The 17,487-nt window shown below is 65.2% G+C and carries 4 protein-coding genes and 6 pseudogenes; 2 read left to right on the top strand and 8 right to left on the bottom strand.

The window, feature by feature from the left end:
- Window positions 1–55: 55 nt before the first annotated feature.
- The 8 genes and pseudogenes from LN139_RS25275 to LN139_RS00145 all read right to left on the bottom strand — a co-directional run.
- Window positions 56–4,785: pseudogene (locus LN139_RS25275) on the bottom strand (amino acid adenylation domain-containing protein); the annotation flags it as partial.
- Between the two features lie 111 nt (window positions 4,786–4,896).
- Window positions 4,897–6,369, bottom strand: a pseudogene (locus LN139_RS25280) (amino acid adenylation domain-containing protein); the annotation flags it as partial.
- 15 nt (window positions 6,370–6,384) lie between these two features.
- Window positions 6,385–7,812, bottom strand: a pseudogene (locus LN139_RS25285) (condensation domain-containing protein); the annotation flags it as partial.
- Window positions 7,813–8,010: 198 nt separating this feature from the next.
- Window positions 8,011–9,345, bottom strand: coding sequence for a lysine N(6)-hydroxylase/L-ornithine N(5)-oxygenase family protein (locus LN139_RS00125; RefSeq protein ID WP_236357777.1), 1,335 nt, complete (start codon window positions 9,343–9,345; stop codon window positions 8,011–8,013).
- Between the two features lie 184 nt (window positions 9,346–9,529).
- Window positions 9,530–10,546 (bottom strand): GNAT family N-acetyltransferase, encoded by a 1,017-nt coding sequence (locus tag LN139_RS00130; RefSeq protein WP_236357779.1) that lies wholly within the window; start codon window positions 10,544–10,546, stop codon window positions 9,530–9,532.
- A gap of 27 nt (window positions 10,547–10,573) precedes the next feature.
- The gene (locus tag LN139_RS00135) at window positions 10,574–11,437 is read right to left on the bottom strand and encodes a formylglycine-generating enzyme family protein (protein ID WP_236357781.1); all 864 of its coding nucleotides are present in this window, start codon (window positions 11,435–11,437) and stop codon (window positions 10,574–10,576) included.
- A 23-nt stretch (window positions 11,438–11,460) separates the two neighbouring features.
- Entirely contained in the window at window positions 11,461–12,738 is a 1,278-nt protein-coding gene (gene pvdN / locus LN139_RS00140; protein ID WP_236357783.1) for a pyoverdine-tailoring periplasmic protein PvdN, read from the bottom strand.
- Window positions 12,735–14,088: pseudogene (locus LN139_RS00145) on the bottom strand (dipeptidase). Before LN139_RS00145 ends, pvdN begins: the two are co-directional and overlap by 4 nt.
- Window positions 14,089–14,235: 147 nt before the next feature.
- Between LN139_RS00145 and pvdP the strand changes: the two are divergent.
- Both pvdP and LN139_RS00155 read left to right on the top strand, forming a co-directional pair.
- Window positions 14,236–15,839, top strand: a pseudogene (pvdP, locus tag LN139_RS00150) (pyoverdine maturation tyrosinase PvdP).
- A 27-nt stretch (window positions 15,840–15,866) separates the two neighbouring features.
- Window positions 15,867–17,002: pseudogene (locus LN139_RS00155) on the top strand (cupin-like domain-containing protein).
- Window positions 17,003–17,487 lie beyond the last annotated feature (485 nt).

The raw sequence follows: 17,487 nt of genomic DNA on the forward strand, positions 1-17,487 counted from the left end.
GATCCAGTTGCACCTGGCTGATGTGCGCCAGCGGGAAGTCTGAAGGGGTTACACCGGCGTTTTGCTCGTTGCAGCAATGCTCGACCAGCGCTTGCAGCTCGGCGGCGTAGTCAGCGGCCAATCGATCGATGGTCGACGCGCTGAACATTTCACGGCTGAAGGTCCAGCCCAGGTTCAGTTCACCGTTGTAGACCTTTCCGTCGATTGACAGCCAGTTTTGTAAGGGTGCCCGTTCGGATTGCCCATCGCCTGCATCTTCCCCGGCAGGTCTGAACAGTGCTTCGGTTTCACCGTCAGTAAAACTGCCGTCGAACTGGCCCAGATAGTTGAAGGTAATGCGCGGCACTGGCAGTGCAGCCAGTTCACTGCGGATGTGTTCGGTTCCCAGATAGCGCAAGGCGCCAAAGCCGATCCCCTTGTCCGGGATTGCGCGCAGCTGTTCCTTGATCTGCTTGATCGAACTACCGAGCGACTCGGTGGCGGTCAGGCGCACCGGGTACAGGCTGGTGAACCAGCCCACGGTGCGAGTCAGGTCGATGTCGTCGAACAGGTCTTCGCGGCCATGGCCTTCCATCTGCACCAGGGTATCGGCGTGGCCGGTCCAGCGGCTGATGACCCGCGCCAGGGCGGTGAGCAGCAGGTCGTTGACCTGGGTGCGGTAGGCCGCGGGGGCCTGTTGCAGCAGCTTCTGGGTCAGTTCGCGTGGCAGCGAGGTATTGGCAGTGGCGCTATGCGCGTTCTGCATGCCGCCGTTTGCATGATCCACAGGCAGGTCCGCCGGTGTGCCGGCCAGCAGAGCTTTCCAGTAGCCCAACTCCGCTTGCAGCTTCTCGCTTTGCGCATAGTGTTGCAGCTTGTGCGCCCAGGCCTTGACCGAGCTGGTCTTGGCCGGGAGCTGAATTGCCTGCCCCTGTTGCAGTTGCGTGAAGGCGGTTTGCAGGTCTTCGAGCAACACGCGCCAGGACACGCCGTCTACGGCCAGGTGGTGGATCACCAGCAGCAGGCGCTGGCTGCCGTCGGGCAGGTCGGCCAGCACGGCGCGCAACAACGGGCCGGTTTCGAGCTTCAGGCTGGCCTGTGCCTGTTGGCAGAGGGCTTCGAGGGCTGCGGTGTCGGTCACGGCTCGGTGCCAGAGCACGTCGCCAACCTGGCTTGCGAAGTGTGCCGTTGTGCCCTGGAAGGTCAGGCGCAGCGCGTCATGGTGGCCGAGCAGTGCTGCGACGGCCTGTTGCACGGTGGCCGCCGGCAAGGGTTTGGCTAGATCGAGCAGCACTGACTGGTTCCAGTGGTGGCGCTCGGGGATTTCGGTGTCGAAGAACACTTGCTGGAACGGCAGCAGTGGGGTTTCGCCGGTGACCGGACCTTGGTCGATGGCCAGCGTTTCGCCGCCGATACGAGCCACTTTGGCCAGTCCTTGCACCGTCTGGTGCTCGAACAGCTCCTTGGGTGTAAAGCGGATCCCGGCCTGGCGGGCGCGGCTTACGACCTGGATCGAGATGATCGAGTCGCCGCCCAGTTCGAAGAAGTTGTCGGTGATGCCGACCTGTTCGCGGCGCAGTACGTCTTGCCAGATCTGGGCGATGCGCTGTTCCAGCTCGCTTTGCGGGGCGATGTATTCGCCCTGAAGCTGGCTGGCGTTGGGGGCTGGCAGGGCTCGGCGGTCGAGTTTGCCGTTTGGTGTGACTGGCAAGCTGGGCAAGCACAGCATTTGCGCCGGGACCATGTAGTCCGGGAGGTGGGTTTTCAGTTCGGCTTTGAGGATTTCGCGCAGCGCGGCCTGGTCTTCAGCGGCTTCGCTGTAATCAACCGGCACGATATAGGCCACCAGTTGCAGCCCACCGACACCCTCTACCGCCAGCACCACGGCCTCCTTGACCGATTCCTGTTCCAGCAGCCGAGCTTCGATCTCGCCCAGTTCGATCCGCAGGCCACGAATCTTCACCTGATGGTCGATCCGGCCTTGGTACTCGATCACGCCCGTTTCCCGGTATTTGGCCAGGTCGCCGGTGCGGTACAGGCGGCTGCCCGGCACTTCTGCGTGCGGGTCCGGGATGAAGCGTTCGGCTGTCAGCGCCGGGCGGCGGTGGTAGCCACGGGCCAGGCCGAGGCCGCCGAGCACCAGCTCGCCAGTCGCGCCTTGCGGTACCGGGTTCAGCGAAGCGTCGAGAATGTGGGTGTACAGGTTGGCGATCGGCTCACCGATGGGCACCGTATCCACGCCTTCATCGCGGCAGGTCCAGTGGGTCACGTCGATGGCCGCTTCGGTCGGGCCGTAGAGGTTGTACAGGCCGGCACTCGGCAGGCGTGCGAACACCTGCTGCTGGGCATCGACCTGCAAGGCTTCGCCCGAGCACATGATCTGCTTGAGGCTCACACACTGCTCCACACCCGGTTCATGAATGAACACCTGAAGCATCGAGGGCACGAAGTGCAGCGTGGTCACTTGGTGACGCTGGATGGTTGCGATCAGTTTTTCCGGTTCGCGGTGTTCGCCGGGGGCGGCGATGGCCAGGCGAGCGCCGGTCATCAGCGGCCAGAAGAACTCCCACACCGAAACGTCGAAGCTGAACGGGGTTTTTGAAGCACGGTGTCCGCGCTGCTCAGCGGATAAGCGCTTTGCATCCACGCCAGACGGTTGTGCAAGGCGGTGTGGCGGTTGCCGGCGCCCTTGGGCTTGCCGGTGGAGCCAGAGGTGTAGATCACGTAGGCGAGGTTTTCAGCACCAACGTGAACAGCCGGATTTTCAGAAGAGAAACGGCTGAAGTCAGATTCCAGCAACAGGGTACGGCCTGCAAACGCCGGCAGCCCGGCTTGTAGATGCGCTTGAGTCAGCAGCAGATCAATCCCGCTGTCCTCGAACATGTAGCTCAACCGGTCCTGCGGATACTCCGGGTCTAACGGCACGTAAGCACCGCCGGCCTTGAGGATCGCCATCAGGCCAATGACCATCTCCAGTGAACGCTCGGCCGCGATGCCGACGATCACTTCTGGGCCCACGCCCAGCGCAATCAGTTGATGTGCCAACTGGTTAGCCCGCTGATTCGCTTGTGCATAAGTCAGCGAGGCATCGCCGAACAGCAAAGCAATACGTTCAGGCTGAGCCAGCACCTGCTGCTCGAACAACACGTGAACCGGCTTTTCATCAGCCCAGCTACGTTGAGTCATGTTCCTGGCACGCAGTGTCTGTTCGGCCTCATCGGCCGAAAGCATTGCTAACTCACCGATCAGTTGTTGAGGCTGTTCAACAATCCGCACCAGTAAATTGAGCCAATGCGAGATCAGCCGTTTTGCACTGTCCTTGCCAAACAGATCGGTTGCATAGGTGAGTTCACCCGCAAAACCTTCAGGCGAATCAATCACGCTAAGCCTCAGATCTACCTGGGCGGTGTGGCTGTCCCAACTCAGCGGATTGATATCTACCCCGCCCAGCTGTTCGGCCAGGCCTTGTTGATCCTCTTCGCGCAGGTAGTTGAACATCACCTGAAACAGCGGGTTGTGGCTCATGTTGCGCTCAGGCTGCAGCGCCTCGACCAATTGGTCGAACGGCAAATCCTGATAACGCTGGGCATCCAGAGAGGCGTGTTTGACCTGCTTGAGCAAGGTGCTGAAGCTGGCCGGCGCGGCGAAGTCAGCCTTCAAGACCTGCGTGTTGACGAAGAAGCCGATCAGGCCTTCGGTTTCCAGGTGGTTGCGGTTGGCGATCGGTACGCCGACGCGGATATCTGCCTGGCCGCTGTAGCGGTGCAGCAGCGCCTGGTAGGCGGCCAGCAGCACCATGAAGGGTGTGGCGCCTTCGCGCTTGGCCAGGGCCTTGATGCCGTTGCCCAGTTCCACCGGGATGTCGATACCGACACTGGCGCCACGGAAACTCTGCACCGCAGGCCGTGGGCGGTCCAGCGGCAGTTCCAGCACCGGCTGTTCGCCACCCAACTGCGCCGTCCAGTAGGCCAGTTGGCGGTCGCGTTCGCCGTTGGCCATCCAGGTGCGTTGCCATACGGCGTAGTCGGCGTACTGGATTGGCAGGGCCGGCAGTTCCGCCACCTTGCCTGCGGCGAAACCGGCGTACAGGCGTACCAGCTCTTCGACAAGAATTGGGGTCGACCAATCATCGGAGACGATGTGGTGCAGGGTCAGGGTGAGTACATGCTCCTCGGCGCCCAGTTTGAGCAGGCGAACACGCAGCAACGGGCCGTTTTCCAGATCGAACGGGCGAGCGACTTCGGCTTCGACGAAGGCCTTTATGGCTGCTTCGTCGTACTGTCCTTCTTCTATGTGAATCGCTAGCGGCAAGCTGCTGTGAATCACCTGCAGCGCCTGACCTTCCTGTTGAGTGAAGGTGGTGCGCAAGCTTTCGTGGCGCTGAATCAGGGCGTTGAAGCTCTGTTGGAGGGCTTCTACGTTCAACGATCCCTTGAGCACCATCGCCGCCGGGATGTTGTACGCGGCGCTGTGCGGGTCCAGCTGCCACAGCACCCACTGGCGTTGCTGGGCGAACGACACCGGCAGCGCCTGGCTGCGGTCGGCCAGGGTGAAGGCCGGCACGTCGCGAACCTGAGCCGGGTCCAGTGCGGCCACGAACGCCCCCAGTCGCGGCTGTTCGAACAGCGTGCGCAGTGACACTTCGATGCCCAGGCTACGGCGGATGCGCGAGACCACCTGTGTGGCAAGCAACGAGTGGCCACCGAGCTCGAAGAACTGATCGTTCAGGCCGACCTGCTCGACTTTCAGTACCTCTTGCCAGATCTGCGCGACAGCCTGCTCCAGCTCGGTCACCGGGGCGATGTAGACGTCCTGCTGAGCGCTGGCGTCCGGCGCCGGCAACGCCTTGCGGTCCAGCTTGCCATTCGGGCTCAGCGGCAAGTGCTCCAGCACCATCCACTGTGCCGGCACCATGTAGTCCGGGAGGCTGGCCTTGAGGTCAGCGCGCAGGGTGTCGCGCAGTTTGGCCTCGTCGCAGGGGGCGTTGGGCACCACGTACGCCACCAGTTGCAGGCCATTGGCGGATTCGCGGGCCAGCACGATGGCCTCGCCCACGCGGCTGTCGGCCAGCAGTTTGGCTTCGATTTCGCCCAGTTCGATGCGGAAGCCGCGAATTTTCACCTGGTGGTCGATGCGGCCGACGTACTCGATGGTGCCGCTGGCGTTCGCGCGGGCCAGGTCGCCGGTGCGGTACAACCGCTGGCCTGATCCTTCGAACGGGTCGGGCACGAAGCGCTCGGCCGTCAAAGCAGCGCGGCCGAAATAACCGCGCGCCAGCAGCTCGCCACCGATGAGAATTTCGCCGGCTACGCCTTGGGGTGTGGGCTGCAAAGCCTGATCGAGCAGGTAGATCGAGCGGCCACCCAGCACATCACCGATGGGCATCATCGCGGGGATGGGTTTTTCGCCGTTCACGTAGGGCGCGCAGTCCAGCGCGGTGACGGTCACCGTCGCTTCGGTCGGGCCGTAGGTGTTGAGCAAGGTCACGTGCTCGAGGCCTGCCTGCTTCCACACCGCGATGCCTTCGGGCGGCATCGCTTCACCGCCGGCATGCACCTGGCGCAGCAGGCCGTAATCACGCGGGCCGTGCTGGGCGAAGTCCTTGGTGATCAGGTACCAGTAGGCCGTGGTCAGGTCGACAGTGGTAATGCGGTCGTCGATCAAATGCCGGTAGAAGGTCTCGCTGTCCCAGATCTCAGGGCCACGAACCACCACGCTCGCACCGCACACCAACGCCGGATAAAGCTGCTCGACGAAACCGTCGAAGTTGAAGGTGGAGAACTGCAGCACGCGGTCGCTGCCGCTGAGACTGAAGAAATCGAGTGAGACGTAAGCGTGGCGAGTCAGCGACAGGTGGTTGATGCCCACGCCTTTGGGCCGGCCGGTGGAGCCTGAGGTGAACATCACGTAGGCCAGGTTCTGCGGGGCCACGGCGACATCAGGGTTGTGTGAAGCCAAATCAGCCGCCAACGGCGCGTCCAGCAACAGCACCGGCAGCCCTGAAGGAATCGGCAACTGCGCCTGCAACCCGCTCTGGGTCAGCAGCAAGGCAATACGGCTGTCCTCGATCATGCAGTGCAGCCGGTCCTGCGGATACTGCGGGTCCAACGGCACATAGCCGCCGCCAGCCTTCAGCACCGCGAGAATGCCCACCACCATTTCCAGCGAGCGTTCCACTGCGATACCGACCAGCACTTCCGGGCCAACGCCCTGGGCAATCAACTGATGCGCCAGGCGGTTGGCCTGGATGTTGAGCTCGGCGTAGCTGAGCGCCCGATCCTCGAAGATCAGTGCCGTAGCCTCAGGCTGAACCCGCACCTGCGCCTCGAACAGCGCATGCACTGGCTGCTCGCTGGGATACCCGATAGCGTTGCGGTTCCAGCGCTGCACTGCCTGGCGATGTTCCTCATTCGATAGCAGCGCAAGCTCATCGATGCGGCGGGTTGGCTTGCGAACGATCTCGCTCAACAGGTTTTGCCAGTGCGATGCCCACCGCGCGATGGTGGTTCGTTCGAACAGCGCTTCGCTGTATTCGAACGAGGCGGAGATGGCCTTGTGGCTGTAACCGATGTCCAGCGAGAGATCGAACTTCGCCTCGCTCAGCCCAGCGTCCAGAAAGTCCACTTCCAGATCACCCAGCCTGAGCGCTGAGCCTGGGCTTTCCTGCATCACCGACCAGTTGAACATGGTCTGAAACGCAGGGTTGGCCTGCTGGCTACGGTTCAATTGCAGCGCTTCCAGAATCAGCTCGAATGGATAGTCTGCGTGCTCCAACGCCGCGAGGGTCTGCTGGCGCAGGTCGCGCAGGTAATCCAGCACTGGCTGGCTAGGCTGCACCTGCGCGCGGATGATCTGGCTGGTGACGAACAGCCCTACCAGTTCCTGGGTTTCGGCCTGATTGCGAGTCGCATTGGGCAAGCCAACGGTGAAGTCGGCCTGCCCGCTGTAGCGGGCCAGCAGCAATTGCCAGGCACCGAGCAGCACCACCATCGGCGTAAGCCTGTGCTCGCTGCACAGGCGCTCGATGCCTTGCAACAAGTCACCCGGCAACACCAGGTGGTGATAGGCCGCAGGGTGCGCCTGGTGGGCCAGGCGAGGGCGATCGGTGGGCAGGGCAAGCGGGGTAATCTCGCCACCGAGGCGGTGCTGCCAGTACTTGCCACTTGCGGCTTTCAGCTCGCTGCTCAGGTAGACCTTGCGCTGCCACTGCGCGTAGTCGGCGTACTGCGCCTCAGGCCTGGGCAGCGGGGTCGCCTCGCCCTCGCTGGCCAGCGCATAGGCCATGCCCAGGTCGCGAATCAGGATCGGGTTCGACCAGGCATCGGACACGATGTGGTGCAAGGTCAGCAGCAACACATGCCGCTGCGCACCCAGCGTGAGCAGGGTGCCGCGAATCAGTGGTGCCTGGCTCAGGTCGAACGGCTGCGACGCCTCTTCGGCGATGCGCTGCTCAAGGTTTTGCGCCGCCGTATCCAGGCCACTCAGGTCGATGCGCGCCAGGTTCAGCCGAGCCTGATGGTCGACTCGCTGCATCGGCACCCCGTCCAGCTCTTCGAAGCGAGTGCGCAGGATGTCGTGGCGGTCGATGACGGTGTTCAGTGCCCGTTCGAGCACCTCGGCATCCAGCTCGCCCTTGAGCTCCAACGCGCGCGGCAGGTTGTAGGCCGAGCTTTCCGGGGCGAAGCGTTGCAGGAACCACAGCCGTTGCTGCGCGTAGGTCAGCGGCACCGGGCCCAGGTCGATGCTGCCGGAGGCGAAGCTGGGGGCGGCCTCTTCATCGGCCATCAGCAGGGCCAGCAGGTCATCATCCAGGAGGGGGCTGTTCGGGTTCATGGTCGGCTCTCAACGAATTCTGCGGAAAACAGGTTGATAGCTAGACGAAGGGGGTGGCGGGGGGTTTAGGTGTGGCGCAAGCAGAAAGCGTGTAGATGAGAGCGTCGCGCGGCAAGCCGCCCTCCCACCAAAGTTTGAGTTTTCAACTCACTTTCTGGTGGGAGGGCGGCTAGCCGCGCGACAAGGCCGCTGCGGGCTTTAGGCGTTAGCCGCCGCCCGCAGGGTTTCACTGGCCGGCGCAGCCTTGCCCAGCGCCCGGTACAGCGCCTGGCCGATCTCTTCACTGCGCACCGGTAGCACCGACAGCAGCGTGTCGCTCAGCCCGTGCGAGGCTTCGCAGAAGCCTTGCAGGAACACCGCCGCTTTCAGCTCCGGCACCGCCAGGGCGCGGTAGTCGCGGTCCACTTCGTAGTTGTGCAGCAGCGGCTCCAGCGGCGCGAGCAACTGCCGGTGTGAGCTGCGCTCGTAACCGGTGGCCAGGATCACCGCGTCGTAACGGCGGGTCTGCTGGGTGCCCAGGGTCAGGTCGCGCAGGCTCAGCTCGATCCCTTCGCCTGCGTCGGTCACGGCTTCCACCTGCTGGCGGCACATGACCGCGTGGCGGAACTGCCGTGCGACTTTCTGCCGGTAAAGTACCGCGTAGATGCGCTCGATCAGGCCCTGGTCGACCACCGAGTAGTTGGTGTTGTGGTACTCCTGGATGTGGCTGGCCCGTTCCTGCGGCGGCTTGCTGAACACCAGGTCCGTATAGAACGGCGCGAACACCTCGTTCACGAACGGCGTGTCGTCGGCAGGTTTGAGGGCCGAACCGCGTACGATCATGTCCACCTTCACCGCCGGGAAGCTGTCGTGCAGGTCGATGAACGCCTCGGCTGCGCTCTGGCCCGAGCCGATGATCGCGATGCGCAGTGCGCGGCCCTGGGCCAGTTGCAGCTGCTCCACGCCGCTCAGGTAGCGCGAGTGGTGGAACACCCGGGCGTCATCCTTGAACGGCTTGAACAGCTCCGGCACCTTCGGCGTGCCGCCGGTGCTGACCACCACCGAGCGGGTGTAGCGGGCGTGCTCGCGGCCCTGAGCATCGCGGCTCACCAGCCGCAGCTGTTCGATGCTGCCGTTGCTGGCCCGCTCCGGCTCGATGCGCAGGATCTCCTCACCGAACGCCGACTGCTCGGCGAACTGCTCGCCCACCCAGCGCAGGTAGTCGTTGTACTCCATGCGGCAGGGGTAGAAGGTGCCCAGGTTGATGAAGTCCACCAGGCGGTCGTGCTGCTTGAGGTAGTTCACGAAGCTGTAGGGGCTGGTGGGGTTGCGCATCGACACCAGGTCCTTGAGGAACGAGATCTGCAACTCGCTCTGGCTGGCCAGGGTGTCGCCGTGCCAGCGGTAGTGCTGCTGTTTCTCGATGAACAGGCTGTTCAATGCCTTGCCGTGGCGTTGGGCAAGCTCTTCCAGGGCGATGGCCAGGGCCAGGTTGGAAGGGCCGAAGCCCACGCCGATGAGGTCATGGACCGGGTGGATCGAATGCTGGGTCATGGTTGCAATCCGTGTCGAGGTTAGGGGGCGCAGATGCTTCGGCTCTACGGACTGCCGGTTCGCCGAGAGCACATCCCGGGCCGCGCCTGCTGCCTGCCAGCGCTGTGCAGGCCGGCAGGGGGTATCGAAAAGACGAACGCTGGGCGGTGATATTGAAACCGCCCGCGCGCTCAGCTGACGCAGGTCAAAGGGCACGGTCTTCGAAGAACTCTCGCTCCAGCAACAGCAACGCGGCCCTTTTGTGCTTGAACTGGATGTTCTTCAGGTGCCCAAAACCCTGCGACTTGAGAAAGTCGATCTGCCGCGTGTGGTCTATGCGCGGCTCGCCGAGGATGCGCTGGGTGCGCGCGTCGTCGAGGAACATGTAGTGCATCAATGAGTTGAACCAGGCCTTGAGCTTGCCGGCGCCCTGGTGCTTGCTCTCGCCGATCACCACGTGCCAGCCACGGTCGAAATCGCCGGCGTCGTAGTAAGGCGCGATGCGGTCTTCCTTGCACCAGTACAGCTCGAAGTAGGCGAACGGTTCATCGTCGAAGCAGCCGATCAGCGGGTGCACGCGCCGGTCGGCGAGCATCTCGCCCAGGTACTGGGCGTGTTCTTCGAGGCTGCCGGTCTGTTCCCAGAAATAGGCGACCTGCTCCAGGTTCATCCACTTGTTGAAGGCTTGCAGGTCGCGGTCGACGTCCACGGTGCGCAGGCTGAAGGTGGCATTGAGGCCCGGCAGGTGGCGGCGGTACACCTCGCCCGCCGGCAGCGGCGGCCGGCGCGGGTGGCGTTTTTCGCCGCTGAACACCCAGGCCGGCGCGGTGTGGCCGCTGGCAGGTGCGGTGAGCCAGGGCAGTGGGTGCTGCCAGAAGCTGGCGCGGCTGGCGTGCAGCTCGAAGGTGCCGGGGCGCAACGGGATGAAGTGGTCGATCACCCCCAGGCGCGCGGCCTCCACCGCGAAGGCTTCGCTGGCAGCGGTTTCAAGCACCAGGTGGGCGAGCTTCTTGCGCCGCGCGAAGCGGCTGCCCAGCAGTGCCAGCAACGCCTGGGCCGGGAAGCCTTCCGGTAACGCAGCCAGGTGCAGGCGGCCGCCTTCTTCGTGAAACGCCAGCGGCGCCAGGCCGCTGACCTGCAATTGGCCGGCACCTTCGGCGGTGTCGACGACATGGGCGTGCTGGCCGGCGCCGAGCGCCAGGGTGAACAGGGGAGCGGTCATGGGCGTGTCCAGTGGGCAGGTGATCGGTCAGAGCTCGCGGGCGACGCGAAAGCCCAGGAAGTCGCCGCGCACGGTCTTGTAGCGGCCGTTGCGGTTGCCGGAGCGCGAGAAGATCGGCGGCTCGCCCCAGTCGTTGCCACGCATGATCGCGCGGTCGCACTGCGGGTCGGTGATCCAGGCGCTGCCGTCGCTGGGGGCGCCGTCGTAGTCGTCGGTTTCGCAGTCGGCGGTCCATTCGTAGACGTTGCCGTGCATGTCGTACATGCCGAAGGCATTGGGCGGGTAGCTGCCGACCGGGGCGCTGTAGGTGTAGCCGTCCTTGGGCCCGTAGGTGTTGGCGTGCTGGTTGATCTCGTACTTGCCCTTCTCGTCGAAGTCGAACGGGAAGGCACCGGTGGAGCCGGCGCGTGCGGCGTACTCACGCTCGGCCTCGCTCACCAGGCGGTAGGGCTTGCCGGTGGTCTTGGCCAGCCACCTGGCGTAATCGCCGGCTTCGAACCAGTCGATGCACACCGCCGGCTGGCGCGGGCCTTGCGGGTAGCTGGGCTTGCTCGCCTCGCACCAGCGGCCGGGGCGGGTGTCGCCACTCTTGATCACGGTGCCGGTGGCCTTGACGTAGGCGCTCAGCTCGCCGGCGGTGACGGTGTAACGGCTCATGGCGAAGGGCCTGGCGAAGGTGACGGTGTGCTGCGGGCCCTCATCGTCCTGGCGGCCCAGTTCGTTCCTGGGCGTGCCCATCAGGTAGCTGCCGGCAGGCAGCACGACCATCTCCGGGCAGTCCTTGCAATCCTTGAAGACGGTGCCGGGTTTCGGCTCCGGTGTATCGGCATGGGCTGCACCGCTGGCCAGGGCCAGCAGGGCGAAGGGGGTGAGCAGGGCAGTCAAGCGCATGGGGGCTCCGTATCAGCGAATGGTCAGGCGCGGTAGCGCTGAGCGAGCAGCGCCACCACCTGGTCGATCTGGGCTTCGGTGTTGAGCAGGCCGGGGGCCAGGCGCACCACAGGGCCGGCGTCGCGGTCCACCGCGTCGGTGATCACGCGGTTTTTCAACAGCCACGCGGCCACTTCGTCCTGGTCCTGGCCTTTGAGGCGGAAAAACGTGAACCCGGCTGACAGCTCAGGGCTCAGCGGCGTGACCAGCTCCATGTTGGCCAGGGTCCCCAGGCGCTGCTTGCAGTAGCGGTTGAGCTGATGAATGCGCGCCTGCACCCGCGCCTTGCCCAATTGCAGGTGCAGCTCGAACGCCTTGGCCAGCGCCCAGCGGTGCTCGAAGGCGTGGTAGCCGCCGGGGCTCAGGGTGGTGCCGAAATTCTCCGGCTCGTCGAAGGTGGCCAGGGTCGGGCTGATATCGTCCAGCGTCTCTTTTGCGCTGCAGACGATGCCGGTGCCGCGCGGTCCGAACATCCACTTGTGGGTGCCGGCGATGAAGAAGTCGCAGTTCAGGTCAGCGAAGTTGGCATCTTCCACGCCGAAGCCGTGCACGCCGTCGACCACGAACAGGATGCGCTCCTGTGGCGTGCGGCCGTTGTTCTGCTGGGTGATCCAGCGGCCGATCTCGCCGATGGGCAACTTCACGCCGCTGCCGGAGTGTACCCAGGTGAGGCCTATCACCCGGGTTTCGGGGCGCAGGTTGCTGGCGATATTGGCGAAGATCTCTTCGCGGCTGGCGCTATGCGCATCCTTGAACAGCTCGATGCGCCGCACCGGCGTGCCGTCGCGTTCGTGGCGGAAGTTCATCGCGGCCTTGGCGGCGCTGTGCTCGTGCACGCTGCTGAGGATTTCCTGCCCCGGCGCGATGTGAATGCCGGCGTAGACCATCCCCAACCCTTGGGTCGTGCTCTCGGTGAGCGCCACCTGGCCGGGCTTGGCGTTCAGGTAGCGGCCGGCCCATTCGCGCACGTTGTGCTCGTTTTTCGGGCCGATCTGCAGGTCCCAGTCCATCATCAGGCCGGGGTTGGCGTCGAGCTGGGCGCGGTAGCCCGCGATGGCGTCGCGCACCACTTTGGGGTGCGAGGTCACCAGGAAGTTGGCCATGTGCAGGTAACCGGGCGCCAGCTCGAACTGCTGGCGAAAGCTTGCCCATTCATCGCTGCCGGCGCTGGCTGTGGCGGCACCGGCGGGCAGGGCGCTGGCCAGCGGCAGGCCGGCCGCCAGCACGCCGGCGCATTTGAGAAAGTCGCGGCGCCCGCTCACGGCTGGCGCTCCTGCGGCGTGGTCGCGCTGCGCTGCACTTGCTCCCAGACCCGCAGGAAGTTGCCGCCCCAGAGCTTGGCGATGTCTTCGTCGGAGAAGCCACGCTGGATCAGCTCGGCGGTCACGTTGCGGGTTTCGCTCACGTCGTTCCAGCCGTCGATGCCACCGCCGTCGTTGAAGTCCGAACTGATGGCGACGTGGTCGATGCCGATTTTCTTGACCGTGTACTCGATGGCGTCGCCCAATTCCTTGAGGCCAGCGCGTGGTTCTTCATCGAGGATGCCGTACAGGCGTTTGGCGTACTGGCCGAAGCGCTGCTCGGGCCAGATGGAAAACACCGGGTCCGCCGGCATGCTGGCCTGGCCGAGGTTCTGCACGGCTGGCAGCTCGAATTCGGCGCGCATCTGGTTGACCTTTGCCAGCGTCTGCTCGCTGAACGGCTTGAGCTGCGAGGAGAAGCCAACGATGCTCACCAGCCCGCCGGTGGCCGCCACCTCGCGCATTTCCTTGTCGGTGAGGTTGCGCGGCAGGTCCACCAGGCTGCGCACCGCCGAGTGCGAGGCGATCACCGGGGCCTTGCTCAACTGGGTGACCTGCTCCAGCGCCAGGGTCGACATTTGCGAGACGTCGATCACCACGCCCAGGGCATTCAGGCGCTGCACCGCCTGCCGCCCCAGCGGCGAGAGGCCGCCGTGCTCGTCGGGCGAGTCGCCAAAGAACGGCATCGGCCGCGAGGAGTCGGCAAAGGCGTTGTTGCCCACGTAGCTGAAGCCGAACACACGCATGCCGCGGGCCGCCCAGTCGTCGAGCTTGTCCACGCTCTCGCCGAGCGGGTAGGCGTTGAGCATGCTGATCACGATGGCGAACTTGCCCTCGTGCGCCAGCCGGCGGAAGTCGTCGGGGTGTAGGCAATGCCGGCCTGGTTTGGGTAATCGCGTGCGATGCCGGTGATGATGCGGTAGCGCGCTTCCTGCTCGGCTGCGGCCGCCTCGACGAAGCCGGCGTTGGGCGGTGCGGGGCGTTGGGGCCGATCCAGAAGTCCGGCCAGGCGAAGATGGCGATGGCCGCGCCGCTCAGGCGGCCCTTGGCGGCCTTTGGGAGGTCGAATTGGGTGGGGCCATCAACGTTGGCCTCCTGGCCGTCGCTGCCGTAATCCAGCGGCACGTCCATGTGGGTATCAATCGCCAGGATGCGCTCCTGCAAGGCCTCGGCGCGCCGCTGCACGTCCGATGAGTAGGGGGCGAGCGGCCGCAGCCAGTACCAGCCTGCGGCAGCGGTGGCGGCGGCCAGCACCAGCAAGGCGGCGATTGCGATCAGTAACTTGGTGTTGGCCAGGCGCAGTTTTTTCATCGGTTTCCCACGTGCACGGGTGCCGGCCGGTGGCCGGGCGATTGCAGGGGAGACGAGCGCGGCTGCGTTGGATTTAACCGCGCGGCGACGATAAATCCCGGGTGCGTGTGTTCGTTCTCGCAGGAGTGGTTTCAGGCAGGCGAATGCATGACGTTTTCTCGGCGAGGTTTTGTAGCGGGCTTGGCAGCGGTGGGCGCGGTGGCGCTGCCGGTGGCGGGCTATCGCGCCTATCGGCAGCACCAGGAAAAGGAGCAGGCCGAGCTTGCCTCCGATGAGCCCGGCACACCGGTGCCGGTACTGGAAGAGGCGCTGCTGGCCGATCGCCTGGGCGGCATCTGGGACGTGCGCGTGCTGGCCGGCACCTTGCCGGGGCTGAACCTCGACGGCGCACAATTGCTGCTCGACGCAGGCCCCGGCGCCCGCACCGTGCGCGGCGTGCTTGGGCATGCCCCTTGGCAGGCGGCGTTGCAGGTGTTCGCCCAGCTCGATACCGAAGCGGCGCCCCGGCTGCGGCTGGCCCTGGCCGATGGCGCTGGCACACGCTACGAATGCGAGGCGGTCTTCGACGAGATCTGGGGCGTGTGGAGCAGTGGCGGCGGCAAGGCCACGCTCACTGCGCGCATCCGCCCGGCCGGCGTGCAGGTAGGCGAGTCCACTAAGGCGCTGGAGGTGCTGTTCATCCGCCGGCCTTTCGTGCCGGGCCGTGAACGCTTGCCCTTCACCGCCGAGCTGCACACGCGGCTGGTGTCGCCGGGCATGCGCCTGTTCCACCAGGTGTGGCACGCCGGCCGCGACCGCTGGCACAAGATGGGCAGCGAGCGCCAGCAAGGCGTGCGCGCGCTGGGCTGGCAGCCTGGGCCGCTCGGCCATGAGCGCGACGCGCGCGGCAAGCACCGCCACCGCAACGGCTCGGGCGAAGACTTTCTCTACATGCACCGGCACATGCTGATGCAGGCGCGCAGCCTGCAACCATTGCCGTCCTGGCCCAGCCTGCCCGCGCCACGGCCGTACCTGGGCCACGGCGAGCAGGCGTTCGCCGACTACGTCGACAACCGCAACGGGTTCTCCGTGCCGCCGCCGTGGGAGGCGGAGGACGATGAGCCGTTCAACCAATGGCTGCACTACATCAAGAGCAGCGACGGTTACTTCGCCAACTTCCAGCTGTGGGAAGCCCGCTACCGCGACCCGGATTACCTGGCCACGCTGTGCCTGGGCGAGTTCGGCTCACGCATCGAGCTGGGCATCCACGACTGGCTGCACATGCGCTGGGCGGGCCTGCCGCGCGACCCCACCAGTGGGCTGCCGATGGCCTATGCCAGGCGCCCCGACGACTTCGCCGAGCGCTGGTTCGACGCCGGCAACGATTACCTGGGCGACCCGTTTTCCTCCCATGTGAACCCGGTGTTCTGGCGTTTCCATGGCTGGATCGACGACCGCCTGGACGACTGGTTCATGGCCCACGAGCGGGCACACCCCGGCGAGGTGAAGCGCCAGGTGGTCGGCGGGGTGAGCTGGTTCGCCCCCGGCCGCTGGGTGCAGGTCGCCGAACCCTGGCTGGGGCCTGCGGTGGGCGGTTGCGGCGCGTGGGGGCGCGGCAACCTGACGCTGCCGGGCATTTCGACATCGAGACCATGAAACTGGTGGCGCGGATCATCTTCGGCGAAGACGCCGAGCTTGCCCGCCTGCAACCACGCATTGCGCGCCGGCCCTGGTATGGCCGCCACCTGGCGGCGGGGGCGGCGCGCCTCTAGGCATCATCCTATCGGGGAGAAACGACCATGCAGATGCAAGCGGTATTGCACCGCCTGTTCAGCGGCGCCCAGGCCGTGGGCGCGCAGGGGGTGTTCCAGTTCGTGTTCAGCGGCCAGGACCGCGTCTGGGCGTCGGTGGGGAGCAGGTGGTGCTGGAGACCGGCCTGCACCCGGCGGCGGACGTGACCATCGAGCTTGCCACCGAGCACTTCATCGGGATTCTGGAAGGCGAAGAGGACGTCGAAGACCTGTTCGCCAGCGGGCACCTGAAGATCAGCGGGCAGATGGGCCTGGCCACGTTACTGCCGCAGATGATCAGCGCAGCCCAACGGGGTGAAGAGGCCGCACCAGTGAAAGCCAAGGACCAGCGCTACCCGGCGCCCGAGCGCGAGGCCGACCGTGTGTCGCAGGCCCAGCCCTGGTTCGAAGCGGTGGAGCGCTGCCCGCACAGCGAGATGAGCGTGGCGCGCTTTCGCGAGCATTACCTGCCGATTGGCAAGCCGGTGATCATCACTGGCGCGCTGGGGAGCTGGCCGCTGTTCAACATGACGCTTGAAGAGTCGGCCGCGCACTTCGGCGACGTGCAAGGCATCAGCCGCCACGGTGACTACGTCAGCAAGACGTTCTCCAGTGACCGGGACTTTCGCCAGGGGTCGATGGCCGAGTTCATCCGGCAACTGGATGCGCCGGCCGAACCCGGCAATGACGCACGCCCGGCGTACATGGGCAACAACGCGGTACCGGCACAGCTGATGGAGCACATCCGCCTGCCGGAGTACTTCGACGAGGCGTTGTACATCAAACCGCGCATCTGGATCGGGCCCAAGGGCACGCTCACGCCGTTGCACCGGGACGATTCGGACAACCTGTTCGCCCAGGTCTGGGGGCAGAAGTCGTTCATCCTGGCCGCGCCTCATCACCGTGAGGCGCTGGGTACCTGGTCGACCTCGGTCGATGGCGGGCTGGAGGGCTGTGCTTTCAACCCGGATGCGCCGGATTACGAGGTATTCCCGGCTGCGCGAGAGGTGACGTTCTACCGGATCGTGCTGCAGGCGGGGGACCTGTTGTTCCTGCCGGATGGGTGGTTTCACCAGGTGGAGTCGGTGACCACGTCGTTGTCGGTGAATTTCTGGGTGACCTGCGGGCGCGGGTGGTCTGCCTAGCGGATTGTCAGATGACCTGTATTGCCGAATTCCAGGTGGGAGGCCGGCTTGCCGGGCGACGGGGGGCTTGTCGCGCGGCAAGCCGCCCTCCCACTTTGTAATCAGCCAGATTCTTCAGGGTCGGCACAGATCAAATTGTGGGAGGCCGGCTTGCCGGGCGATGGGGGCTTGTCGCGCGGCAAGCCGCCCTGCCACTTTGTGATCAGCCGAGTTTTTCAGGATCAGCACAGTTCAAATTGTGGGAGGCCGGCTTGCCGGGCGATGGGACTTGTCGCGCGGCAAGCCGCCCGCCCACTTTGTGATCTGCATGATTCTTCAGGGTCAGCACAGTTCAAATTGTGGGAGGCCGGCTTGCCGGGCGATGGGACTTGTCGCGCGGCAAGCCGCCCGCCCACTTTGTGATCTGCCTGTTTCTTCAGGGTCAGCACAGTTCGAGTTGTGGGAGGCCGGCTTGCCGGGCGATTGGGCTTGTCGCGCGGCAAGCC

Source organism: Pseudomonas sp. KNUC1026, from assembly GCF_021650705.1.
Lineage (GTDB): Bacteria > Pseudomonadota > Gammaproteobacteria > Pseudomonadales > Pseudomonadaceae > Aquipseudomonas.